Origin of the sequence: Streptomyces sp. NBC_00016 (genome assembly GCF_045040885.1) — a bacterium.
GTDB classification, from domain to species: domain Bacteria; phylum Actinomycetota; class Actinomycetes; order Streptomycetales; family Streptomycetaceae; genus Streptomyces; species Streptomyces coriariae.
Genome location: NZ_CP108304.1, coordinates 9,489,650 through 9,513,331 on the forward strand (window position 1 = coordinate 9,489,650; position 23,682 = coordinate 9,513,331).

21 protein-coding genes are annotated in these 23,682 nt (G+C 70.5%); 17 read left to right on the forward strand and 4 right to left on the reverse strand.

The features are described 5' to 3' along the window. The first annotated feature begins 11 nt into the window (after nt 1-11). The 3 genes from OG933_RS41970 (at nt 12) to OG933_RS41980 (ending at nt 2,694) form a co-directional block, all read left to right on the forward strand. On the forward strand, nt 12-827 hold the full coding sequence (locus OG933_RS41970; RefSeq protein ID WP_405632511.1) for a DUF427 domain-containing protein: 816 nt from the start codon (nt 12-14) through the stop codon (nt 825-827). Nucleotides 828-851: 24 nt separating this feature from the next. Then, nucleotides 852-1,556 carry a TetR/AcrR family transcriptional regulator gene (locus tag OG933_RS41975; protein WP_405632513.1) on the forward strand — a complete coding sequence of 235 codons (705 nt, stop codon included), beginning with the start codon at nt 852-854 and terminating at the stop codon, nt 1,554-1,556. 148 nt (nt 1,557-1,704) lie between these two features. Further along, a complete protein-coding gene (locus tag OG933_RS41980) occupies nt 1,705-2,694 on the forward strand; it encodes an NAD(P)-dependent alcohol dehydrogenase (protein ID WP_405632516.1) in 990 nt (329 codons plus the stop codon). A 7-nt stretch (nt 2,695-2,701) separates the two neighbouring features. Here the strand turns inward: OG933_RS41980 and OG933_RS41985 are convergent, their stop codons facing one another. Further along, the gene (locus OG933_RS41985) at nt 2,702-3,349 is read right to left on the reverse strand and encodes a TetR/AcrR family transcriptional regulator (protein WP_405632519.1); all 648 of its coding nucleotides are present in this window, start codon (nt 3,347-3,349) and stop codon (nt 2,702-2,704) included. A 284-nt stretch (nt 3,350-3,633) separates the two neighbouring features. Here OG933_RS41985 and OG933_RS41990 point away from each other — a divergent pair, with 284 nt between their 5' ends. The 11 genes from OG933_RS41990 to OG933_RS42040 all read left to right on the forward strand — a co-directional run bounded on the left by OG933_RS41990 (nt 3,634) and on the right by OG933_RS42040 (nt 16,444). After that, nucleotides 3,634-4,842: a CaiB/BaiF CoA transferase family protein gene (locus OG933_RS41990; RefSeq protein WP_405633688.1), complete on the forward strand. Its 1,209-nt coding sequence runs from the start codon at nt 3,634-3,636 to the stop codon at nt 4,840-4,842. Then, a complete protein-coding gene (locus tag OG933_RS41995) occupies nt 4,842-5,867 on the forward strand; it encodes an LLM class F420-dependent oxidoreductase (protein WP_405632522.1) in 1,026 nt (341 codons plus the stop codon). The genes OG933_RS41990 and OG933_RS41995 overlap by 1 nt, the downstream gene beginning before the upstream one ends. Nucleotides 5,868-5,895: 28 nt before the next feature. Then, nucleotides 5,896-7,038 carry an acyl-CoA dehydrogenase family protein gene (locus OG933_RS42000; protein ID WP_405632524.1) on the forward strand — a complete coding sequence of 381 codons (1,143 nt, stop codon included), beginning with the start codon at nt 5,896-5,898 and terminating at the stop codon, nt 7,036-7,038. Nucleotides 7,039-7,153: 115 nt separating this feature from the next. Next, nucleotides 7,154-8,371, forward strand: a complete 1,218-nt coding sequence (locus OG933_RS42005; protein ID WP_362532076.1) for an acetyl-CoA C-acetyltransferase — start codon at nt 7,154-7,156, stop codon at nt 8,369-8,371. Nucleotides 8,372-8,726: 355 nt separating this feature from the next. Next, nucleotides 8,727-10,910, forward strand: a complete 2,184-nt coding sequence (locus OG933_RS42010) for a 3-hydroxyacyl-CoA dehydrogenase NAD-binding domain-containing protein (protein ID WP_405632526.1) — start codon at nt 8,727-8,729, stop codon at nt 10,908-10,910. Nucleotides 10,911-11,001: 91 nt separating this feature from the next. Beyond that, nucleotides 11,002-12,834, forward strand: a complete 1,833-nt coding sequence (locus OG933_RS42015; protein WP_405632527.1) for an AMP-dependent synthetase/ligase — start codon at nt 11,002-11,004, stop codon at nt 12,832-12,834. A gap of 318 nt (nt 12,835-13,152) precedes the next feature. Then, the gene (locus OG933_RS42020; RefSeq protein WP_362532070.1) at nt 13,153-13,836 is read left to right on the forward strand and encodes a S1 family peptidase; all 684 of its coding nucleotides are present in this window, start codon (nt 13,153-13,155) and stop codon (nt 13,834-13,836) included. A gap of 265 nt (nt 13,837-14,101) precedes the next feature. Further along, on the forward strand, nt 14,102-14,770 hold the full coding sequence (locus tag OG933_RS42025; protein WP_405633690.1) for a Type 1 glutamine amidotransferase-like domain-containing protein: 669 nt from the start codon (nt 14,102-14,104) through the stop codon (nt 14,768-14,770). A 494-nt stretch (nt 14,771-15,264) separates the two neighbouring features. Continuing rightward, on the forward strand, nt 15,265-15,417 hold the full coding sequence (locus tag OG933_RS42030) for a hypothetical protein (RefSeq protein WP_405632530.1): 153 nt from the start codon (nt 15,265-15,267) through the stop codon (nt 15,415-15,417). A 28-nt stretch (nt 15,418-15,445) separates the two neighbouring features. Beyond that, nucleotides 15,446-15,853 carry an NUDIX domain-containing protein gene (locus OG933_RS42035; protein ID WP_405632532.1) on the forward strand — a complete coding sequence of 136 codons (408 nt, stop codon included), beginning with the start codon at nt 15,446-15,448 and terminating at the stop codon, nt 15,851-15,853. 243 nt (nt 15,854-16,096) lie between these two features. Next, entirely contained in the window at nt 16,097-16,444 is a 348-nt protein-coding gene (locus tag OG933_RS42040) for a hypothetical protein (protein ID WP_405632534.1), read from the forward strand. Between the two features lie 176 nt (nt 16,445-16,620). On the opposite strand, the gene OG933_RS42045 is transcribed toward OG933_RS42040, so the two are convergent. Continuing rightward, entirely contained in the window at nt 16,621-17,163 is a 543-nt protein-coding gene (locus tag OG933_RS42045; protein WP_405632535.1) for a DUF6882 domain-containing protein, read from the reverse strand. Between the two features lie 70 nt (nt 17,164-17,233). Here OG933_RS42045 and OG933_RS42050 point away from each other — a divergent pair, with 70 nt between their 5' ends. Then, entirely contained in the window at nt 17,234-17,812 is a 579-nt protein-coding gene (locus OG933_RS42050) for a suppressor of fused domain protein (protein WP_405632538.1), read from the forward strand. 133 nt (nt 17,813-17,945) lie between these two features. Here the strand turns inward: OG933_RS42050 and OG933_RS42055 are convergent, their stop codons facing one another. Then, complete coding sequence (locus tag OG933_RS42055) at nt 17,946-19,019, reverse strand: hypothetical protein (protein ID WP_405632539.1); 1,074 nt, start codon at nt 19,017-19,019, stop codon at nt 17,946-17,948. 400 nt (nt 19,020-19,419) lie between these two features. Between OG933_RS42055 and OG933_RS42060 the strand changes: the two genes are divergently transcribed. Further along, a complete protein-coding gene (locus tag OG933_RS42060) occupies nt 19,420-20,079 on the forward strand; it encodes a zinc-binding dehydrogenase (RefSeq protein ID WP_405633691.1) in 660 nt (219 codons plus the stop codon). Nucleotides 20,080-20,207: 128 nt separating this feature from the next. Next, the gene (locus OG933_RS42065) at nt 20,208-20,927 is read left to right on the forward strand and encodes a hypothetical protein (RefSeq protein WP_405632541.1); all 720 of its coding nucleotides are present in this window, start codon (nt 20,208-20,210) and stop codon (nt 20,925-20,927) included. 900 nt (nt 20,928-21,827) lie between these two features. Here the strand turns inward: OG933_RS42065 and OG933_RS42070 are convergent. Then, complete coding sequence (locus OG933_RS42070) at nt 21,828-23,357, reverse strand: carboxylesterase/lipase family protein (protein ID WP_405632543.1); 1,530 nt, start codon at nt 23,355-23,357, stop codon at nt 21,828-21,830. Nucleotides 23,358-23,682: the final 325 nt, after the last annotated feature.

Consider the following 23,682-nt stretch of genomic DNA (forward strand, 5'->3'; position numbering starts at 1 on the left):
AGGAAACGGACATGACCAGGCTCAGCACCGCCGACTCCGTACGCACCACCCCTGAAGGTCTCCTCTGGGAGCCCAGCCCGCGCTGGGTCCGGGGCCGCAAGGGCGAGTTCACCGTCGTCGACAGCCGGCATCCGGTCCTCGTGTGGGAGCCCGGCGTGCCGGTGCCCCTGTACGCCTTCCCGCGCGAGGAGGTCCGCGAGGACCTGCTGCGGCCGGCGAAGAACCCGCCGGTCGGCACGCACACGGGCTCGCGGGTCTTCTACGACCTCGAGGTGGCCGGCGAGCTGCTGGAGAACGCGGCCTGGACCTTCCCCGCGGAGGACCTGGCCGGTCACCTCGCCTTCGAGTGGTTCCGGCGCACGGGCAGGGGACTCGACCATTGGTACGAGGAAGAGGAGGAGATCTTCATCCACCCCCGCGACCCGCACAAGCGTGTCGACGCCCTGCCCAGCAGCCGGCACGTCCGGATCGAGATCGACGGCACGGTCGTCGCCGACACCCGCCGCCCGGTCCTCCTCTTCGAGACCGGCCTGCCCACCCGCTACTACATCCCCCGCGAGGACGTCCGCCTCGACCTGTTCACCCCCACCGACCACCGCACCGGCTGCCCCTACAAGGGCACCGCCACGTACTGGTCCTGGACCGGCGAGGCGGACGTCCCGCCCCACATCGTGTGGAGCTACCCCACGCCGGTGCCCGCCGTGGCCGCCATCGGCGAGCTGCTCGCCTTCTACAACGAGGCGGTCGACATCACCGTGGACGGCGAGCGCCTCGAACGCCCCGTCACCCCCTTCACGCATACGCTGTTGTCCCGCCCGGCGCCCTGACGGCGTCGTCGAACGGCAGAGGAGATGGTGGAGATAACGACGAAGGCGGTCGTCGCCGCGCAGTCCCGCCCGCCGCTGAGCAGGGGACGGGTGCTGAGTGCCGCCGTCGCCCTGGCCGACGAAGGCGGAGTCGACGCGCTCAGCATGCGCAACATCGCCCAGGCGCTCGGCGTCGTGCCGATGGCGCTGTACAAGCACGTGGCGAACAAGAACGAGTTGCTGGACGGCATGATCGACGTCCTCATGGACGAGATCGACCCACCGGCCGACGACACCGACTGGAAGACCACCGTCCGTCGGCGGGTGCTGTCGGCCCACCGCATGCTGTTGCGCCACCCATGGGCGCCCGCGGTCATCGAGTCACGGACGAAGGCGCGGGCCACTCCCACCCCGGCGGTGATGGCGTACCTGGACTCGATGATCGGGATCTTCCGGGCCGGGGGTTTCTCGATCCGCCTGGTCCATCACGCGATGCATGTCATGGGCAGCCGTCTGCTGGGCTTCTCCCAGGAGCTGTTCGAGGACAGCGCCGACGGCCGCGAGCCGGACCCGGACGCGATGCCGCCCGAGGAGATGGCCGCGCGCTACCCGCACATCACCGAACTGGCCATGGCGGTCGCCCATGACCCGGAGTCCGTCGTCGGCGCGGGCTGCGACGACCAGTTCGAGTTCGAGTTCGCTCTGGACCTGACACTGGACGGCCTCGAACGGCTCCTGGGCACGACCTGACCGTCCTTCCCTCCCGCTTTCCCCCTTGACGGGTGTACGCCGTACACCTACCGTGCCCGACAGAGGTGTACGGCGTACACCGACCATGCCGGAAGGCATCTGTGGGGAGCTCCTCGGCCATCGATGCCACGAAAGAGGGGGCAACTCGATGAAGGCGATCGTGCAGGAGAGGTTCGGCCCGCCGGACGTCCTGGAGCTGGTGGACACCGACCGGCCCGAGGTCTCGGCCGGCCAGGTGTCGATACGGGTGCGCGCCGCCGCGCTGAACCCCTACGACTGGCACATGCTGCGCGGCGATCCCTACGTGGCGCGGCTGATGGGAGGCGTGGGGCTGACGCGGCCGAAATGCCGGGTGGCCGGCATCGACGTCGCCGGACAGGTCGAGTCGGTCGGCGCCGGTGTACAAGGCCTCCGGCCGGGCGACGAGGTGCTGGGCTTCTGTCACGGCTCCTTCGCCGAGTACGCGCGCACCACCGCGGATCTGCTGGTCCCCAAGCCCGCGGGCCTGACCTTCGAGCAGGCCGCGGCGGTACCGATGGCGGCGGTGACCGCCCTGCGCGGGGTCCAGACCGTGGGCCAGGTGCGGGCCGGGCAGCGGGTGCTGGTCAACGGAGCCGCCGGTGGCGTCGGGACGTTCGCCGTGCAGATCGCGGTGGCCCTGGATGCCGAGGTCACCGGGGTGTGCGGCACATCCAACGTCGATCTGGTGCGCTCGCTCGGCGCCGCGCACATCGTCGACCACACACGGGAAGACTTCACGGAAGGAAGCGAGCGCTACGACGTGATCCTGGACAACGTCGGCAACCGCCCGCTGAGTCGGCTGCGTCAGGTCCTCACCCCGACAGGCACACTCGTGGCCAACGGCGGCGGCTCGCCCGGCCGGGTGTTCGGTGCGGTGGGTTCCATGCTCCGGGTGATCGCGGTCAACGGGTTCGTCCGCCAACAGCTCCGGACGATCCTCCCGTCGACCCCGGCCGGACCGGCCCGGGAGGACCTGCTCGCCGTCACCGCGCTCATCGAGGCGGGCAGCCTCACCCCGGTGATCGACCGGACCTACCCGCTGGCCGCCGCGGCCGAGGGCGTGCGGTATCTGGAGCGGGGGCACGCGCGCGGCAAGGCCGTGATCACGGTGGCGTGACGGAAAGTCAGAACGGGCGCGGTCCGGCGGCCTCCGCGCAGCCCACCGTGCCGAGGCAGAGAAGGACGTGCCGCTCGGCGATCTCCGCCGCGCCGAGAGGGCCGTCGGCCCGGTACCAGTTGGCCACCCCCTGACACATGATCAGAACGGCCCGGACCGCGTCGGCCGGGATGGGTGTGGTGAACACTTCCTGGGCGATGCCCGCCCGCACGGTGTCAAGGAGCATGTGCTCGAGGTAGTCCCGCAGGGCCACGTACCGGGCCCGGTTCGCCGGTTCGAGACTGCGTATCTCGGTGTCCAGGAAGGCCAGTCCCTTGCGGTTGGCCATGTACAGCACGATGGACTCGACCATGGCGCGGAAGCGGGGGAGCGGCTCGTCGCCGGCCTCCGCCGCGGCGGCCCGGCAACGGTCGAGCACGTCCTTGATGGACGTCTCCAGCAGGGTGGCCAGCAGCGCCTGCTTGTTGGCGTAGTGGTAATAGAGCGCGGGAACGGTGACTCCGACCCGGCCGGCGATGTCCCGTACCGAAGTGCCGTGGTAGCCGTGCTCGTTGAAGGCCTCCATGGCGTGCACCAGGATCGGGTGCAGGTCCAGCGGCGCGTAGGTGCGCCAGTGGGGCGCGGCGGCGGTCTCCTGGCGGGGCTGCGTGCTCAAGGATGCTCCTCCGGTGCGGTGCCGACGAGCGACATCGTACGTCCCCGCGCGCCTGAAGGCGCCCCTCGTGCCGCTTAATGTCCGCTCAGTAACTCCGAGACCCGTGGCAGGTTTCGTCGGCGGGCGCCTTTGTGGCGCGTGGGTTTTCGGGCTGAATGAGTGGAATTCAAGGGCTCAACTGCCCTCGGAACAACTGGTGTTACGACCATTGACCGGCTGCCCTCTCCTCTCTACCTTCTTAGCGAGCGCTAAGTAGACCGGAGTTCGGAGGGCTGATGAGCGCGATGAGGGACACCACGACGCACCGGGACGCGAGGACCGTGCGGCAGGCGGCACCGGCGAGCCGCCGGGCCGGGCCGCTGACCGGCGTACGGGTGGTGGAACTGGCGGGGATCGGGCCCGCGCCGTTCGCCGCGATGCTGCTCGGCGATCTGGGCGCCGACGTCGTCCGCGTCGACCGGCCGGGGACGCCGGTCCTCGGCGTCGACGCGGCCTTCGACGTCACCAACCGCAACAAGCGATCCGTCCTGGTCGACCTGAAGTCGGACGACGGGCCCGGCACCGTACGGGCGTTGGCGGCCCGCGCCGACATCCTGATCGAGGGCTTCCGACCGGGAGTGGCCGAGCGGCTGGGAGTGGGCCCGCGGGAGTGCCTGGCCGTCAACCCGGCCCTGGTGTACGGCCGGATGACCGGCTGGGGCCAGGACGGTCCGCTGGCGCCCCGGGCCGGGCACGACATCGGCTACATCGCCACCGTGGGCGCACTCGGCATGATCGGCGCCCCCGAAGGCCCGCCCGTGATCCCCGCCAACCTGCTCGGCGACTACGCGGGCGGCTCGCTCTACCTCGTCGCCGGAGCGCTCGCCGCCCTGCTGACCGCCCGGACGACGGGAGAGGGGCAGGTGGTGGACGCGGCGATCGTCGACGGCACCGCCCACCTCACCGCCCTCGTCCAGGGCATGCTCGCGTCGGGGGCGTGGCAGGACGCCCGGGGCCACAACCTGCTGGACGGCGGGTGCCCCTACTACGCCGTCTACGAGACGGCCGACGGCGGCTGGATGGCGGTCGGTGCGCTGGAGCCCGCGTTCTACGCCGCGTTCGTCCGCCTCCTCGGCCTCGACGCCGAGGACCTGCCGGACCGGGCCGACCCGCGCCGGTGGCCGGAACTGCGGGCCGCCTTCGCGGCGCGCTTCGGATCCGACGGGCGTGCTGCCTGGACCGCCGTCTTCGAAGGCACGGACGCCTGCGTCGCCCCGGTGCTCTCTCTGCGGGAGGCCGCCCGCCACCCGCACCTCAGGGCCCGCGGCACCTTCACCGAGGAACACGGCATGGTCCAGCCCGGCCTGGCGCCCCGTTTCTCCGCGACACCCGGCGCGCTGCGGCTGCCGCCGGCCCGCCCCGGAGCACACCACGACGAGGTGGCCCGGGACTGGCGCGTCCCGGAACTGACCGGAGCCCCGCGGCCCGCCACCCACCCCGAGGACGGACGCTGATGGAACTCTCCACCCCCTTGCAGTACGCCGGTGACCCCCGCGCCGCCGCCGACGAGGCGGCCGCGCTGGAGACGGCCGGACTCGACGCGATCTGGGTCGCCGAGGCCTACGGCTTCGACTCCCCGACGATCATGGGATATCTGGCCGCCCGCACCGATCGCCTCCGCATCGGCTCCGCCGTGCTCAACGTGTACTCCCGCACCCCCGCGCTGATCGCGCAGACCGCGGCCGGACTCGACGCCCTGACCGGTGGCCGCGCCCTGCTCGGCATCGGCGCCTCCGGCCCTCAGGTGGTGGAGGGATGGCACGGCCGCCGCTACGACCGGCCCCTCGGCCGCACCCGCGAGACGATCGGGCTCGCCCGCCGCATCTGGCGGCGCGAGGTGATCGAGCACCACGGCATCACCGACCTGCCCCTGCCGCCCGAGAAGGGCGGCACGCTCGGCAAACCGCTGAAGCTGCTGACCCGCCCGGTGCGCGACACCATCCCGGTGTACGTGGCCGCGCTCGGTCCCGCGAACGTCCGGATGACCGCCGAACTCGCCGACGGATGGCTGCCGTTCCTCTATGTGCCCGAACAGGCGGCGAAGGTCTGGGGCGGCCCGCTGGCCGAGGGCGCGGCGCTGCGCGCCCCGGAACTCGGCCCGCTGTCCGTCGTCGCCGGCGGGCTGCTGGCGGTCGGGGACGACGCCGAGGGGGTCCGCGACCTGATGCGGCCCGTCATCGCCCTGTACGTCGGAGGCATGGGCGCTCCGGGCCGCAACTTCTACTACGACCTGGTCTGTTCCTACGGCTACGAGGCCGAGGCCGCCGCCGTCCAGGAGCACTTCCTGGCGGGCCGCAGGCGCGAGGCGGAGGCCGCGGTCCCCGCCGAACTGTGTGAACTGGTCTGTCTTGCGGGCCCCGAGGGCTATGTGCGCGAACGGGTCGAGGCGTTCCGGGAGGCGGGCGTCACGATGCTCAACGTCACTCCCGTCGGACGCGATCCGGCCCGTCTCGTCGAGCTCGTCAGGAACTGGCTCTGAACGACGATTCCCCGACCCGGAGGCGACCATGGAACGAGACCTGTACACGGCGGAGCACGAGGCGTTCCGCGAAACCGTCCGCACCTTCCTCGCCAAGGAGGTGCTGCCGCACCACGACCGCTGGGAGCGGGACGGAGTCGTCAGCCGTGACGTCTGGCGCGCGGCGGGCCGCCAGGGCCTGCTGGGCCTCGCGGTGCCGCAGGAGTACGGCGGCGGAGGAACCGACGACTTCCGCTACAGCGCCGTCCTGATCGAGGAGTTCGCGCGGGCGGGAGCGTCCGGCGTGGCGCTCAGCCTGCACAACGACATCGTCGGCCCCTATCTCACCCGGCTCGCCACCGACGAGCAGAAGCGGCGCTGGCTGCCCGGATTCACCTCCGGCGAGACCGTCACGGCCATCGCCATGACCGAACCCGGAGCGGGCTCCGACCTCCAGGGCATCCGCACCACCGCCACCGACCGGGGTGACCACTACCTTCTCAACGGCGCCAAGACGTTCATCTCCAACGGCATCCTCGCCGACCTGGTCGTCGTCGTGGCCCGCACCACCCCCGAGGGCGGCAGCTCCGGGCAGAGCCTGCTCGTCGTCGAACGCGGCACGAAGGGCTTCGAGCGGGGCCGCAACCTCGACAAGATCGGCCAGAAGGCCCAGGACACCGCCGAGTTGTTCTTTGACGACGTGCGGGTGCCCAAGGACAACCTGCTGGGCGGGGAGAACCAGGCCTTCGCCGCCCTGATGGCCAACCTCGCCCAGGAACGGCTCGCCATCGCCGTGGGCGCGGCGGCCGCGGCCGAACACGTCCTGGAACTCACCCGCGCGTATGTGAAGCAGCGCGAGGCGTTCGGCCGCCCCCTGGCCCGGCTCCAGCACATCCGCTTCGAGATCGCCGAGATGGCCACCGAGTGCGCCGTCACCCGGACCTTCGTCGACCGCTGCGTCACCGAGCACGGCGCGGGCCGGCTCGACGCCGTACACGCCTCGATGGCCAAGTGGTGGGCGACCGAACTCCAGAAGCGGGTCGTCGACCGCTGCCTCCAACTGCACGGCGGCTACGGCTATATGACGGAGTACCAGGTCGCCAGGGCGTTCCTCGACAGCCGGGTCCAGACGATCTACGGCGGGACCACCGAGATCATGAAGGAGATCATCGGCCGCGCGCTGCTGGCCTGAGCGCCCCGCCTTCCCCTTCGCACCCGGCGCTCCCACGCCGCCGCCGAGTCCCGCCGCCGAGTCCCGCCGCCGAGTCCCTCCGCCGACTCCCTCCACCCGACCGGAAGGTCACCCTGTGACGACCAGCGAAGCGTATGTGTACGAGGCGATCCGCACCCCCCGCGGCCGAGGCAGGCCGGGCGGCGCGCTGCACGGCACCAAGCCCGTCGACCTGGTCGTCGGACTGATCGACGAGGTGCGCCGCCGGTTCCCCGGCCTGGACCCGGCCGGCATCGACGACATCGTCCTCGGCGTCGTCAGCCCGGTCGGCGACCAGGGTGCCGACATCGCCAGGACCGCCGCGATGGCCGCCGGGCTGCCCGACACCGTCGCCGGCGTCCAGGAGAACCGCTTCTGTGCCTCCGGTCTGGAAGCCGTCAACCTCGCCGCCGCCAAGGTGCGTTCCGGCTGGGAGGACCTGGTCCTGGCCGGCGGGGTGGAGTCCATGTCCCGCACCCCCATGGGCAGCGACGGCGGCGCCTGGGCACTCGACCCCCTGACCAACCACGACACCGGCTTCGTCCCCCAGGGCATCGGCGCCGACCTGATCGCCACGCTCGAGGGGTTCGGCCGCCGGGACGTCGACGCCTACGCGGCCGAGTCCCAGGAGCGGGCCGCCCGGGCATGGAAGGAAGGCCGCTTCGCGCGCTCCGTCGTCCCCGTACGGGACCGCAACGGACTGCTGGTCCTCGACCGGGACGAACACCTCAGGCCCGGCACGACCACGGACTCCCTCGCCACGCTCCAGCCGTCCTTCGCGGCCGCCGGCGAACTCGGCGGATTCGACGCGGTCGCCCTCCAGAAGTACCACTGGATCGAACGCGTCGACCACGTCCACCACGCGGGCAACTCCTCCGGCATCGTGGACGGAGCGGCGCTCACCGTCGTCGGCTCCGCCGAGGCCGGCCGGCGGCACGGACTGACCCCGCGAGCCCGGATCGTCTCCGCCGCCGTCTCCGGAGCCGACCCGACGATCATGCTGACCGGGCCCGCCCCGGCCTCCCGAAAGGCACTCGACAGAGCCGGCCTGACGGTCGGCGATCTCGACCTGGTCGAGATCAACGAGGCGTTCGCGGCGGTGGTGCTGCGCTTCGTCAAGGACCTCGGCCTGGACCGCGAGAAGGTCAACGTCAACGGCGGCGCCATCGCCATGGGCCATCCGCTCGGGGCGACCGGAGCCATGATCCTCGGCACGCTCGTGGACGAACTCGAGCGTCGCGACCTGCGCCTCGGGCTCGCCACCCTGTGCGTCGGCGGCGGCATGGGCATCGCCACCGTCGTCGAACGCCTGTGAACGCCCAGCCCCCTGACCTCCCCATCGGCCGCGCGCAGGGCGCCCCATCGGCCCTGCCCCTGACCTGACCTGCCCTGACCTGTCCCGGCCGGCCCGCGTCGGTCCCGCCGTCATCGGCCCTGCCCCTGACCTGCCCAGACCGTGCCCGTGTCGGTCCCGCCCCCATCCGCCCAGCCTCGGTCCCGCCCCCCCATCCGTGGTCCGGCACAGCTCCCGCCCCACCCCGCCCTGCCCAGGACCCGCCCCACCCCGCCCGGCGCAGTCCTGCTCCTGTCCCGCCCGCGCCACCCCGCGCCGTCCGCGCGACCCCCGTCCGCCCCTGTGGGGCACGCACACCCGTAGGAGAGCGCATCCCATGGCCCCCGAAGCCGAAAGCCGCACCATCCGCTGGGAAGAGGACGCCGACCACGTGGTCACGCTCGTCCTCGACGACCCCGATCAGTCCGCCAACACCATGAACGCGGCGTTCATCGACTCACTCGACGCCACCGCCGACCGGCTCGAGGACCGTCGCGACAGCCTCAGGGGCGTCATCGTGACCTCGGCCAAGAAGACCTTCTTCGCGGGCGGCGACCTGCGGGACCTGGTCGCCGTCACCCCCGAGACCGCCGGCGCGTCGTTCGAGGCCGGCATGCGCGTCAAGCGTGCCCTGCGCCGGATGGAGACACTGGGCGTACCCGTCGTGGCCGCCGTCAACGGCGCGGCCCTGGGCGGCGGTTACGAGATCGCGCTCGCCTGCCACCACCGCGTGGTACTGGACCGGCCCGACGCCCGCGTGGGCCTGCCGGAGGTGACCTTCGGGCTGCTGCCCGGCGGAGGCGGCGTGACCCGCACGGTACGGATGTTCGGCATCGCCGACGCGCTGCGCAAGGTATTGCTGGAGGGCCGTCGGTACGCCCCGGCCGACGCCCTCGCGGCCGGTCTGGTCGACGAGATCGCCGCCGACCCCGATGAACTGCTCGCCCGTGCCCGGGCCTTCGTCGACGCCCATCCGCGGTCCGTGCAGCCGTGGGACGTGCCCGGCCACCGCATCCCGGGCGGCACCCCGTCCCACCCGGCGCTCGCCGCGCAGCTGCCCGCCTTCCCCGCCTCTCTCCGCAAACAGCTGGGCGGAGCGCCCTACCCGGCGCCGCGCAACATCCTCGCCGCCGCGGTGGAGGGCGCCCAGGTCGACATCGACACCGCCTTCGTGACCGAGGCCCGGTACCTCACCGACCTGGTGACCGGGCAGACCGCCAAGAACATGATCCAGGGCTTCTTCTTCGACGCGCAGGCGGTCGCGTCGGGTGCCAACCGCCCACAGCGCATCGCCTCCCGCACGGTGTCCAGGGTGGCCGTCCTGGGCGCCGGAATGATGGGCGCGGGCATCGCGTACTCGTGTGCCAGGGCAGGCATCGAGGTCGTGCTGAAGGACGTCTCCGCCGAGGCCGCCGAGCGGGGCAAGGCCTACTCCGCGCGCCTGCTGGACCGAGCCGTGGCCAACGGCCGTACGACCGAGGCCGAACGCGCCACGCTCCTGACCCGCATCACCGCCACGGCCGACGCCCGCGACCTGGTGGGCTGCGACGCGGTGATCGAGGCGGTGTTCGAGGACCCCGCGTTGAAGGGCACGGTGTTCCGGGAGGCCGAGAGCGCCGTCGCGGCCGACGCCCTGCTGTGCTCCAACACCTCCACCCTGCCCATCGGCGTGCTCGCCCGTGCGGTCGGATGGCCGAAGGACTTCGTCGGCCTGCACTTCTTCTCGCCCGTCGACCGGATGCGGCTGGTGGAGATCGTCCGCGGTGAGCAGACCGGGGACGAGGCCCTCGCCCGCGCCTTCGACCTGGTCCGGCAGATCGGCAAGACCCCGATCGTCGTCAACGACAGCCGGGGCTTCTTCACCTCCCGCGTCATCGGCCACTTCATCGACGAGGGCGTGGCGATGGTCGGCGAGGGACACGATCCGGCGACCGTCGAACAGGCCGCCGCGCAGGCCGGCTATCCGGCCAGGGTGCTCGCCCTGCTGGACGACCTGACGCTCACTCTGCCGCGCCGGATCCGCGAGGAGACCCGGCGTGCCGCCGAGGAAGCGGGCAGGGACTGGCGGCCCCATCCGGCGCACGCCGTCGTCGACCGCATGATCGACGAGTTCGGGCGCCCCGGACGCAGCGGCGGAGCCGGCTTCTACGACTACGAGGACGGTCGCCGTTCGGGGCTCTGGCCCGGACTGCGGGAGCACTTCACCGACCCGGCCCTGCGCGGGGCCGACCTCGCCGAACTCCGGGAGCGGATGCTCTTCGTCGAGGCCCTCGACTCCGTGCGCTGCCTGGAGGAGGGCGTGCTCGTCTCCGTCGCGGACGCCAACGTCGGCTCGCTGCTCGGCATCGGTTTCCCGGCGTGGACGGGCGGCGTGCTCCAGTACGTCAACGGCCACCCCGGCGGTCTGCCGGGCTTCGTGACCCGCGCACGCGAACTCGCCGAGCTGCACGGAGACCGCTTCGCCCCGCCCGAACTGCTGCTCCGCAAGGCCGAGCGCGGTGAGACCTTCACCGACCGCTGACCCCCCACCCCCACCCACCCCACACCCGACCCGACCCGACCCGACTCGATCCGACTCCGATCCGATCCGTCCAGCACGCCAGGAGGCCGTCATGACATCTGCCCCGCGCACCGACGGGGACCCACAAGGAGAACCGGCGGCGCCGTCCACGCTGCCTCAACTCCTGGAACGCAACGCCCGCCTCCATCCGGACCTGCCCGCCCTGTCCTGGCGGACCCCGGACGGCGCCGCGTGGTCCACGCTCACCTGGGCGGAGGTCCGGGACCGCACCACGGAACTCGCCGCCGGTCTCGCCGCGCTCGGCGTGGGCCGCGGCGACCACGTCCTGTTGATGATGGCCAACCGTCCCGAGCACTGGCTGTCCGACCTCGCGCTGGTGCGCCTCGGCGCCGTGCCGGTCAGCGTCTACGGCACCGCTGCGCCCGAACAGATCACCCACATCGCGCGCAACTGCCGGGCGGCGCTGGCGGTGGTGGAAGGCGCCGCCCAGGCAGCCGTATGGGCGCCGCTGCTCGACGACGACGCCACGCCGCTCGGACGGCTCGTGGTGGTGGAGGACGGGGAGGAGGGCCACCACCTGCCCTACGCGGCGTTGACCCGCGAGCCGGTCCCGGAGGGCTTCGGCAAGGCGCTGGACACGGCCCGCCCCGGGGACGCGCTCACCGTCGTCTACACCTCCGGGACCACCGGTGAGCCCAAGGGCGTGGTCCTCACCCATGAGCAGGTGCTCGCCAACGCCGTCGCGCTCGACGAGGTGGTGGATCTGCCGCCGCACGTCGAGCACATCTGCTACCTGCCGTTCGCCCATATCGCGGAGCGGATGCTCGGCATCTACCTGCCCTGTCACCGTGCCTCGCACGTCCATCTCTGCGCCGATCCGGCCACCGTGGCCGAAGCGGTGCGCGAGCTGCGGCCCCGGCAGTTCTTCGGTGTGCCGAGGGTCTGGGAGAAGCTGGCCGCGGCGGTCCGCGCCGGACTGACCCTGCTGCCCGAGGAGCGGCGCAAGGCCGTGGAGGAGGCCGCGGAGGTGGCCCGCGAGCACGTCGGCTTCCAGGAGCGCGGCGAGGAACCGCCGGCCGCGCTCGCGGACGCGTACGCACGGTGTCGCGAGACGGTGCTGCTGCCCCTGCTGGCCGCGGGCGGCCTCGACCGGGTCGCCTGGGCCGCCAGCGCGTCCGCGCCGATGCCGCTGGACGTGGTGCGGTTCTGGGCCGGCTTCGGCATCGTCGTCATGGACGCGTGGGGCCTGACCGAGACCGCGGGCGTGACGACGGCCAACAGCCCCCGCACCGGATTCCGGCTGGGCTCGGTGGGCCGCCCGGTGTCGAGCGTGCGGGTACGCACCGCCGCGGACGGCGAGCTCCAGGTGCGCGGCTCCTCCGTCTTCGCCGGCTATCTGTGGCCGGACGGCACGGTCGGCCCCGCGCTCGACGAGGAGGGGTGGCTGCACACGGGCGACATCGGCCGGGTCGACGAGGACGGCTTCGTCTGGGTCACCGACCGGAAGAAGGAGATGATCATCACCTCGACGGGCAAGAACGTCTCCCCGGCCCTCGTGGAGAACGCCCTGAAGGAACACCCGCTGATCGGCCAGGCGATGGTGCACGGCGACCACCACTCCTACCTCGTCGCGCTGCTGGTGCTCGACCCCGAGGCGGCGCCCGCCTGGGCCGCCTCGCACGGTCTGGAGAACGGCGCGGACCTCGCGGCGCTGGCCGCGCATCCCGCCGTCATCGAGGAGGTCGACCGTGCCGTGGCCGCCGCCAACAGCCGCCTCAACCGCACCGAACAGGTCAAGCGGTACCGGCTGTTGGCTCAGGAGTGGGGACCGGCGACCGGCGAACTGACTCCGTCGCTGAAACTGCGCCGCCGGGTCGTCCGGGACAAGTACGCCACCGAACTGACCGGCCTCTACAGCGACTGACCGCTACGGAGACCCACCTCGAGGCCGGCGCCCTGGACCGCACAACCGCCGGTGATCACCAGAGGGTAGGGGGCCCCGATGGGGTCCCCCGGCCACTGCGCGAGTCCGTAGCAACTCGGCCCCCCCCGGGCCCCAGGGCGGTCGGTTCGGACCGGACGGCGGTGAGGACGGCCGGTGAGGACGGCCGGTGAGAACGGCCGGTGAGAACGGCCGGTGAGGACGGCGGTACGGCCGGACCGCGTCTGTCGCCGCGGACGCCGCCTCCCGCACGATGGAGGCACTGCCCGGTACGAGCCGACCGACTCCCCTGGAGGGGCCGTGAGACGTCCGCACACCCGCCTGACGATGTTCACCACGGTGGTGACAGCGGTGGTCGCCCTGCTGTTCGGCACCGGTACGGGCACCACAGCCGTCCAGGTGCCCACGATCCGCGGGGGCACCCTGCTGTACGCGGCCACCGGCGCCCAGTGTGTCGTCGGCTTCAACGCGGTGAGCGGGTCCAACCGCTACGCCGTCATGGCCGGTCACTGTTCCGGCACCTACACCACCACCTGGTACGCGGACGCGGCCCACACCCTGCCGGTCGGCGTCACCGCGGGCGCCTCCTATCCGATCGACGACTACGGCGTGGTCCGCTACACCACGAGCGCGCTGGTCCTGCCCGGTGACATCGCGCTGGGCGGGGGCGTCTACCAGGACGTGACCGGGGCCGCGAACCCGGCGATCGGACGGTCCGTCTGCCACGTCGGACGGACCAGCGGCGTCCACTGCGGGACGGTGACCGCGGTCAACGCCACGGTCAATTACGCCGACGGCGCGGTCCACGGTCTGTTCCGCTCCACCGCGTGCTCGGAACCGGGCGACACCGGGGCGCCGGCCTACTCCGGATCGATCGCCCTCGGGTTCGCGGTGGGCTCCTCAGGCAACTGCGCGTCCGGTGGCGTCACCTACTACCAGCCCGTCGCGGAGGTCCTCTCGGTCTTCGGCCTGACTCTGTACTGACCATCCCCCCCGCCCGCCGATGTGCCACAACCGGCCGTCCGTGCGCGCCATGTCAGAGGCTGCTGGCAGCATCGCCGCCTTGAACGTCAGCCGTACCACCCCGCCGCGGCCGCTCGACGTGGCCGCGGTCTTCCCTCGACCGGGCCCGTTGGCGGACCTGATCCAGTGAGCTGCCAGCGCCTGCTTCTGATGCGGCCATGCCATGGCGGTTCTGGTGGATCCTGGGTTCGTTGCGCGCGCCCGTCAGTCGTGCTTGGCTCGGCCGATGAACTTTCTGCTGACGGCGAGTGGCCTGCGCAACGACACACTGCGGGACGCGCTGCGGGACATGCTGGGAAAGCCGTTCGGATCGGCGAACGTCGTGTTCGTTCCCACGGCATCGGTCGCCGAGCCCGGGGACCACGGATGGGTCGTCGAGGACATGAACCGGCTGCACGGCCTCGGCTGGCGGGAGTTCGACGTCCTGGAGCTGAACGGCCTGCCCCGGGAGATGGTGCTCGACCGGCTGCTCCACGCCGACGTCATCTATGCCGAGGGCGGCAGCCACTACCATCTCGCGCGCAGCATCACCGGCAACGGCCTGGCCGACGGCTTCCTGGAGGCGTTGCAGCGACGGGTCTACGTGGGGGTCAGCGCCGGATCAATGATCTTCAGCCGTAATCTCACCGGACACTCCGCCGACGTCATCGGGGACGCCGCGGACCTCCACGTGCTCGGCGCGACGACCGTGGAGCCGCCGTTCGGCCTCTTCGACTGGTATCTCAAACCCCACCTGTACTCGCCGGATTTCCCCGAGCGGGACGACGCCTGGGCTGATCGCATCGCTGAGCGGGCGGACTTCCCGATCTACTTCATCGACGACGAGACGGCCGTTCGCGTCAGGGACGGCAAGGTGGATGTCATTTCCGAAGGCCGGTGGCGGTTCCATCCGTGACCTCGTCCTCGGCAACGGCTGTGGCGCGTCTCAGGGACTGCCGCAGCCAGTGGCTCCGCCGGGGCAGGTGACGCTGTCGTTGGACGCCAAGCCCGCGATCCCCAGCACCAGGACGATGAGAGCCAGGATGATCAAAGGCACGTTGTCCGCAGCCCAACTGCCGTGCTCGCGCGGAGGTTTCGGAGCGCTGGGCTGTGGGCTCGCATTGTCGCGTGCGGGCTCGGCACCGGGCTCGTCGTGTCCCGCTGTCGCCATCGTCACCCACCGTCGTCGTCCCTTTCATGATGACACGGCATCGAACCCCACCCGTCAAGCCCCGTGCCGTGCGGGCTCCCCGAGGAGGTTCGCCTCGTTCGGGTCCTGTCCGCGAATGGGCAGGTACAGGACGCCCGGGCTCTCCGCAGGCAGGGGAGGCCCCGAGGGCGGGGGCCGCATCGGGGGCTGTTCACCGTGCACCCGCTCGGCTACCCAGGGCCCACCCGGCTCACCCGCAGATGCCGACGGACTACGTTCTGCGCCCGGACCAGAGTCCCACGCTGATCCGCGAACCCGTGCGCCTACGGCCCATTCCCGAGTTCCTCCTCCAGCACGGCGAACTGGCGTCGGTGACGGTAAGGGAGTTCGCCGGACCGACGGTGCTGACGTAGACGATGCCCACCGATATGGTCCCGAGCCATGGCGACTGGCAACGGCGTGCCGGAGAAGGTGGCGTGGATCCTGGTTCGGGACGACCGGGTGTTGGTGACGCGTAGTCACGGCAGAGATCGCTTCTACTTCCCGGGCGGTCATCGTGAGCCGGGCGAGTCCGACGGCGAGACCCTGGTGCGGGAGATCGACGAGGAACTGCAGGCGACGATCGACCCCGGTTCCATGGTGCACTTCGGCACTTTCGAGATCGGCGAGGGCCATCCGGATCACGGCCCCTTCCGGATGATCTGTTACACCGCCGATCACAGCGGTGAGCTCACCCCGTCGATGGAGATCGCCGAGAAGGCGTGGTTCCGCTACGCCGATCGGAACCGAGTCTCGGCCGTCGACGAGATGGTCTTCGACGCGCTTCACGAGGCTGGGCGGCTTTCCTGATCCCGTGACCGCTGTACAGCAGCGAAGTACAGCAACCACCACGACCGCAGCCGACCGCCAACAACCTTCGACGGCTGACTCACCAGCCCACCAGCCCACCAGCTCACCAGACCTCAATGACCTTCCAGCCGAGAGTTCGGGACGAAGAGGTCACGTGCCACAGTCCGGGCTGCGCCGCCCGGCGACGGCTGCCCGCGACTCTGCCAGTCCGTCTTCGAGCCGGGCCAGGTAGAGTTGGCCGTCATGGCTCTGGAGACCTACGCCGGGCCAGATGAGGAGTGGGTCCACCAGGCCGCGATCAGGCTGAGCGAAGGGCACCTTCACCGTCTGGCCCACTGGCTGAACTCCGCCGAACGAGAACTGGGCGCCTCCCGCTGGTACGCCGACGAACCCTCAGAGATATCACCCCAATCGCACCGCTTCGCAGTCGAGTTCATCAACGGGCTGACCGACAAGGAAAGCCCCTGGGCGACCGGAGCCGCGGTAAGCCGGGTGCCATACGCCTGCACGCGTGTGCCCCGGTCCTCGACACCGCTCCGCCGCAGGTCAGTGCATCAATTGCCGATACAGAACCCGAGCTTGCCAAGCTGAGGGCTCAGGGCACCGAGCCGAGGGGTACGTTGCAAGGACGCCGGTCAGCCGCCGGCGTTACATCGGCTGCGGCGCCGTCCAGGTGCCGCAGTTCCCACCACGCTGAGGGGCTGGGACGCCGTTGCTGCCAGTGAGGCCAGGCACCGGACCGTCATGGGGTCGCGGCCCCGGTTCCGCTAGTCGATGTTGATGTTGAAGGTGGACGTGCTGCCATCCGCGGCGGTCAGCGTGACCGGCCCGAACGTGATGATCGCGACGGAGTTGGCTCCCGGGCCCCGATAGAAGCCGGCTGCTTTGGTGATCCGGACAGCCAGAGCCGCGAGGGTTGCCGCAGTCTGCTCGTCGGCGTCTACCTTCGGTTGGGCCAGAGCGTGATGGCCATGTGCTTCTGCCCAGTCCCGAACCGTTCGGGCGTCGCGACTCATCTCCGGGAGGATGCTGTCGTTCGCCCAGGCCCACAGCCACGAACCCGACGAAGGGCTGAAGCTGGCCAGGATCTGCGCGGGCGCCGTCGCGGTCTTCTCGGGGAAGGTCCAGGTGATGAGGCCCGTCCTCTGATCCAGACCCCAGCGGTCCGCAGAGCCCAGCCCCCAGGACACGTGCGCCTGAGCCAGCTGGTCGATGATGTCTTCGCCCTGCAACAGCAGCGTGCTCAGGTCCGCGGGATCCACTCCCTGAGCAGGGCTCTCCGACTTCCTGGCGCGCTTGAACAATCCCATGCCGCGAAGTCTGCCAGAGGCCGCTGACCAGCCGACGACCTGTATCGGGGGTCTGAGGCAGGATGATCAGATGCCGAACACCGCTGCGCGCTCCGCTCTACTCGATCATCTCCGCAAGACGCTACCGGGCCGTGTCATCGACGAGGTCCCAGGGGTCTACGGCCCGATCGAGGACCGCGCGCCCGGATTTCGGGTGTTCCGGGTCCACCCGGCTCACCCTGGCGACTGGTGGCTGTACGTGACGTCCGGATGCTGGGAATCAACGCAGCACGACGGCCATGGAGCCGAGTTCTTTCTCGCGGCGCCGCGCGACGAGTGGCTCAACCTGGAGAGCGTCACGATGAACGCGTACTACCACTGCGGACCGGCCCACCAACGACTCGATGTGGGACACACCGTGCCGATCGGCAGACCCTGGCTCGACGACTCGAACTGTGATCACTACCTGGTGAGCCTGCCCTATCCATTCGGCCCCGAGTTCGAGATCTGCGAGTGGGGCCATGGCGCCCATGCCCGGATCCTGTGGCTGCTGCCGATCACCAAGGCGGAGAAGGACTTCCGGCGGGAGGCCGGGCTGGAGGCGTTGGAGAGCCGATTCGAGGACCTGGAGATCGACCCGGTTGATCCCCGGCGAGCATCCGTGGTCTGAATCGCGGCGGCCGAGGAATAGGGCCGAACGCGTGATCCCCGACGGAGTCAGGGCGTCCTGGTCCCGGCGAAAGCCGGCGACCCAAGCCTGATCAACATTGCGCTGGAGAAGGTGGTGGAGGCGGCCGGGGCGATCAGTAGAAGCGGCGGATGAAGACGTCCGACTTGCCGTTGGTGTCGTCGGGCACGATGTTGTCGGCCGTGGAATGGAAGACCACGTCGCGCCCACCGGCGCTGACCGCGTCGGTACCGGCCGAGGCGGGCTCGTTCGAGACGATCTCGTCGGTGCCCGTCTCCAGGTCGCGCAGCATGAGCGACGGTCCGTTCGTGTCGTGTGGGGCGTACAGCAGATAGCGGCCGCTGGGATCGATGGCTACGCCCCGCACGTTCGGCACCAGTTGGTCGGTGCCCGAACTCTCGTCGTGGACGTAGGTGTCGGAGCCCGAGAGGTAGACGACCTTGCTGCCGTCCTTGCTGAGTTGGACGAGTGTCGCCGCCTTGGACGGGCCCTCGATCGGGCCGGCGGAGGTGTTGTCGGTCCGGTCCCACACGAAGACGTCCTCCGCCTGGCCGTCCTGGTAGGCGACAAAGCGGCCGTCGCCGCTGATGGACGGCCGGGCCGAGACGGTGTGGTCGAACTCGGCGACGGTCTCCGTGGTGTCGGCGCGCCAGTCCCGTACCTCGATGCGCTGCCGGGACGGCGGTCGATTGAAGGTGGCGGCCTGGGCGATGTAGCGGCCGTCCGCGCTGAGCGACGGCTGGCTGCAGCTGAGGCCCGGGCAGTTGATGCCGATCGTGCTTCCCGAGCTCACCTGGGACAGGAAGGCCTTCGTGTCTCTGAACAACAGCCCCCACAGGGCGGCGTATTGCCCGTCACCGCTGATCACCGGGCGCTGGATCGGGGAGGTGACGGTGCTCATCAGCGTGGTCTGGCTCGTCCGCTGGTCGCGGACGAACACCCTTTCCCCTGTGGCCGGGTTGGCGGGTGTGAGGTTCTTGGCCACCGACGAGAAGGCGATACGCCGGCCGTCGGTCGTGATGGTGGCGCCGGCGGAGTCGCCGTCGCCCTGGGTGCCGTCGGTCGCGACACTGATCCGCTCGACCCCGGCTCCGCTGTCGCTCGTGACGCCCGGCACGGTCATGGGCTCAGCCGAAGCTGCTCCCGGCAGCACCGCCGTGACCGCGCAGACCACGACCGTGGCGCTCAAGGCGGTCCGCACACGTCTGGCCGCGCTCCGATGCGCGATTCCCCTCATTTTTCCCCCAAGGCAGCGCATGGTCCTTCATCCCGGTTCCCCACCGGAGGGCCACAAGCATGCAACCGTGATGGCGCTGTGGGGTCAATGCGGCGCATGACTATCGAGAGGTGCGGTTCCGGTCAGCTGAGAGAGGTCGGCTTCGCAGCGCGCACGGCCATAGGGGGCTGCCCGGTGAGACACCGGTTGGGAAGGCCGAGCAGGGACATGAGGTGACGAGCGGAGACGACACGGCGAGCGGATGGCCGCGCGAGGACCTCAGCGCCGCGAGAACGCCCGAGCGCTTCGGTGGATGCACTACCCGTGCCGGTGGAGGTTTCCGACGCCTGTGCACGCGCACCTGAGCCGGTCCATGCGCGCCCCCTTTTGTGGGCCGTGCCGGCGCGCCACTGCATGGGGCGCTGGGAGATCGCTTCTACGGCGCCGCGACGGGTCGGGCCGCCGTCGACCTGGTCGTGGTCGACCCCTCCGGGGCGGACACGCGACAGGCGGCGTCAACGCGCAGCCGGAGGGCCTGCAGCGGATCACCGACGCCATCGCCGTCGGTGAGCTCACCGTGCCGATCGCTGCCACCTTCCCCACCGAGGGGATCCGGGAAGCCGTGCAACTGCAAGCAGGACGTCGCGCACACGGAAAGATCGTGACAGCCCCTTCGCGCTTGGAGCTCCATAAGTCGACTCACGGAGCTCCAGAAGACCGCTGTCACCATTGCCATGCGACGACAGACCACGTCACCGCGCCGCCCACTCCGGACGAGGGGCATTGCGTGAGAAGCGAAGCCGGCTCGGGGCAGACAGTGCGAGGGGCGGCGCATCTCCCTGTGTACAGCCGGCCACTCGTTCGAAGGGGTCGGCCGGCGAGACATTCGATGTCGAGACTGTCGGCATGCCCGGGCGGCGAGAGGGAGAACTTCCAGCAGCAGCGCGGCTTCGGCATGTCGACGAGGGACGGGCCGGGTCCTCCGGCACCGAACGAGGTACTACTTCGTTCGTGCCGTCCAGGCTGGCTGTGATGATCAACGCCCCTCACCGGCCCCGAACCAGGGCGTGGACGCCGTAGAGAGGTCTGGGCGAGCCTCTGCTCTTGTACGCGGCGCTCCCGGGAACTTGCAGCTGGTGCATGTGGGAGAAAATGACGGACATGAACATCGAACAGGCCGTCGCGGAGATCCGGAACGCAGAGGAGGTACCTGGCCTGCCCATGGCCTGGCGATGGTCGCCCATGTCGCGCTTCATGTTCTCCCTCGCCATGGATGACGACGGAGGCTGGGCCTACCAGATGAACTCTCTGGACGTCCACGACGAAGGTCTGACCAGGGCTGTTCTTGAGTTCGCGAGACAGCGCCGCCTCGGGCGCGGGCCAGACGCCAGACCGCTCACGATCGCCACGGGCTTCTCGTACGGGACCTACCGGTTCGACTCGGTGGCAGCGGCTTCACCGCCCGTGCACGGCTACCACCACGGGCGCAACGAGGCCCTTAACGAGGTCGTCTCAGGGGTCTTCCCGGCATACCGGTGTGAGTTCCGCGGAGACGAGAGCCTGGAGGAGGCGGTTCTGCGCAAGCGCATGCTGCAGTCGACGATCATCTCCCGGCCCCCGGTTCCGTACCTGCGGATGCGATACGAGAACACCAGGACCAAAGGCGGCAGCGTAGGTCCGTCGCGCGGATTCACCACGCACGACGTGCTCCTGAGGGAGCTCGTACTCCTCGAAGACGCTCCGGGGAGTTTCGTGGAGTTCGAGAACTCCCTCGGCGAGGTGTGGAACATCGAGTGGAACGGTTCCTGGCTGGTGAACGACAGAACCCAGGACACACCACCCTCCGAAAGCTGGGTGGCGTCGGCTCTGGGATCTCCGTAAAGGTTCGACCCGCGTCCTCCATCAGCCGTACTCGTCACGGCATCGCGGTCAGACCCCCCGCAGCTACCAGATTTGGCCATCGCGCCTGGTACGCGTGTCCTCGCCTGCCGCCGTTCGTCGGGTGGCTGCGCGGTCGGTCCTGCACCGTCCAGGCGTTGGTGCAGCCGTTCGCCCCTGTCGCTCAGTGAGTATCCGGCCGGAGACTTCTCCAGCCGGAGCACCACTTCTTCCACGGCCCGAACTGTCGGCCACACCGCACCCGATAGATCCCGACTTCGTCGAGGAACTGCGGCAGGCTTACCACCACGACCCCGCTCTGGACCGCTTCGACCGCTGGCGCTTGGCACCGAGCCCCGATCTGCCGCGCCCCGATCTGCCGCTGACGATCCCAACCACCCCGGTCATCGTGACTCCGCAACGGTGGGGGCGCGTCCCGCTGGCCTTCCAGCGCTGCGCGGACGACCGGGCGCTGCCGACGGCCGTGCAGGATCTGATGATCGCGGAAGCCGATCGGGCCATGCCCGGAAACCCGTTCACCGTGCGCACCGTCGGCAGCAGAGCCGCGCCCGCTCTTACCCGCCGGCACGGGTCGACGGTGCTCGCCGTCGCGCCCCTGAGGCCTGGATCCTGGCTTGGCCCAGTTGCAGGCTCGTGGTGGTGTAGCGCGGCGCGATGCGCCGCAGCACCGGGTGGGCGGGCCGATCAACTGGTACATCAGGACGTAGGACTTGGTCTTCGCCACGCAGACGGTGGGGGCGGATCTCGGCTCATCTCACCCGTCGCCCGGACCGGTGTTCCTGCCGGTCCGGGCGTCCTGCTCATCGTTATTCTTTCCGGGCTGACGTCCCGCTGGTCTCCGGGCCCACGTCCTGTCGGGTCGGTTGTCGTGCGGGCCCGCTCTCAGTAGGCGGTGATCTGAGACTCCAGCCAGTCCTTCAGGAAGGCAAACTTGGCCAGGGAGTCCGCCGAGTCGATCACCTTGGTCGGCGTGCCGAGTTCGAGGGTGAGCGGCCTGGCGGTGCGCAGTGCGGGCCAGGTCGGCAGGTTCCTGCCGTTCGGGTCACCGTGGGCGGCGAAGTTGACCAAATAGGAGGACGCCGTGTCGGCGACCCTGTGGTCCGTCGAGGTCCAGGGGCGGTCGGTGCCGTACAGGTTGCCCAACATGTAGTTGATCTCAGCCCCGTGGTAGGCGCCCACCATATCGGTGCCCACGATCGGGTTGGTGGTATCGGTGCCGGGCGGGGCCTGGGTGAACCAGTAAGTGAAGACCGCGCTGCGGTTGCCTGCGACCGACGTGAACTGAGTTCCCCACAGGAACGTGGAGACCCGCTCCTCGTCGCGGCAGTACGCGTTGTACTGCGCGGCGGCCTCAGGGGCGGTCGACGCGGGGTAGAGCCACAGGAACGCCTGCGCCTTCTCGCCGAAGGTCTCGGCGGCGAACTCCCGCAACGCGGCGACCGTCATGTTGAGGGTGGGCGAAGCGCCGTTCTCGTCCTTGTTGTTGCCGGTGAGCACCGGGATGTCGGTCTCGGTCCGGGAGGTCATGGCACCGGTGTACGTGGTGGGTAGCACGTAGCCGTCGAGCACGTTGCCGAAGCCGGTCGCGTTGGCCGGGGCGTCCTTCGTGAACGTCTTCTCCACCAGATCGGCCGCGCTGATGGCACGCAGCCCGGCGAGGGACGAGACACCGAGGTACTTCTCGTACGCGGTGCCCACTGCCTCCGCGTCGGCGAGCGGGCTGTAACCGCCGGCGACGTGTCCCAGTGAGGGGTCCTTGGTGTACTGGACGCCGGCCCACAGGGCGCCCCGGTGGAACAGGCCGCGGGCAAGTCTCGAAATCATCAGGATGTTGACGAACGACGAGCCGTGCGACCAGCCGGCGAGCGTCACCCGGTCCGGATCGCCGCCGAACGCGGCGATGTTGGCGCGTACCCACTTAAGACACGCGACGGTGTCCTGAGTGCCCCAGTTGCCGGAGCCACGCCCGGTCTCGCGGCTCAGCTCGGGCAGGGCGAGGCCCCCGAAGGGGCCGACGCGGTGGTTGAAGGTGACCACGACAGCGCCCTTGTCCGCGAGGCGCGCGCCGTCGTAGATGGGCTGCGAGGCCCACATCGCGGAGTTGCGGCCTCCGTAGATCCACACGATGACGGGCCGGCGCTCCCTCGCGGAGATCGCGCCCGTCCAGATGTTCAGATTGAGGCAGTCCTCGCTCAGCTCGGGCACCTGGTCGGCGGGGATGCCGGTGACCGGCTGCGGACAGGCGGGTCCCCAGGAGTCGGCGGCCCGGACGCCCTTCCACGAGGGGGCCGGCCGCGGTGCGCGCCACCGGTTGCGGCCCGCTGTGGAGGCGGCGTACGGAATTCCCTTGTAGACACTGACTCCGGGAAGGGCGGCTTCGGCCCCGGTGACCAGGCCGGACGTGGTGCGCACGGGCGTCCTCGGGTCGCGCACCGCGCCGCGACTGCCGTCGCTCGATCCGCGTGACGCCGCGGCGGCGGACACGGCTCCGAGTCCGCCGGCCGTCGCGCCCGCCGCGGCGACACCGACGGATCCTACGACTAGGCGGCGACGGCTGATGCTCCACGGTCGCGCCGGTTGTGTGACGGTGCGAGGGTTGTGCTCCTCTGATTTCACGGACTGTCTCCTACGGCTCATGGTGAGGATTGACGCGGGACGGCGGTGTTCCCGTCTCCCCACCGCCGTCGCCGGGTCCGGCGCCCCATGCTTGAGGGCTCCCGCCGTGACATCAAGATCA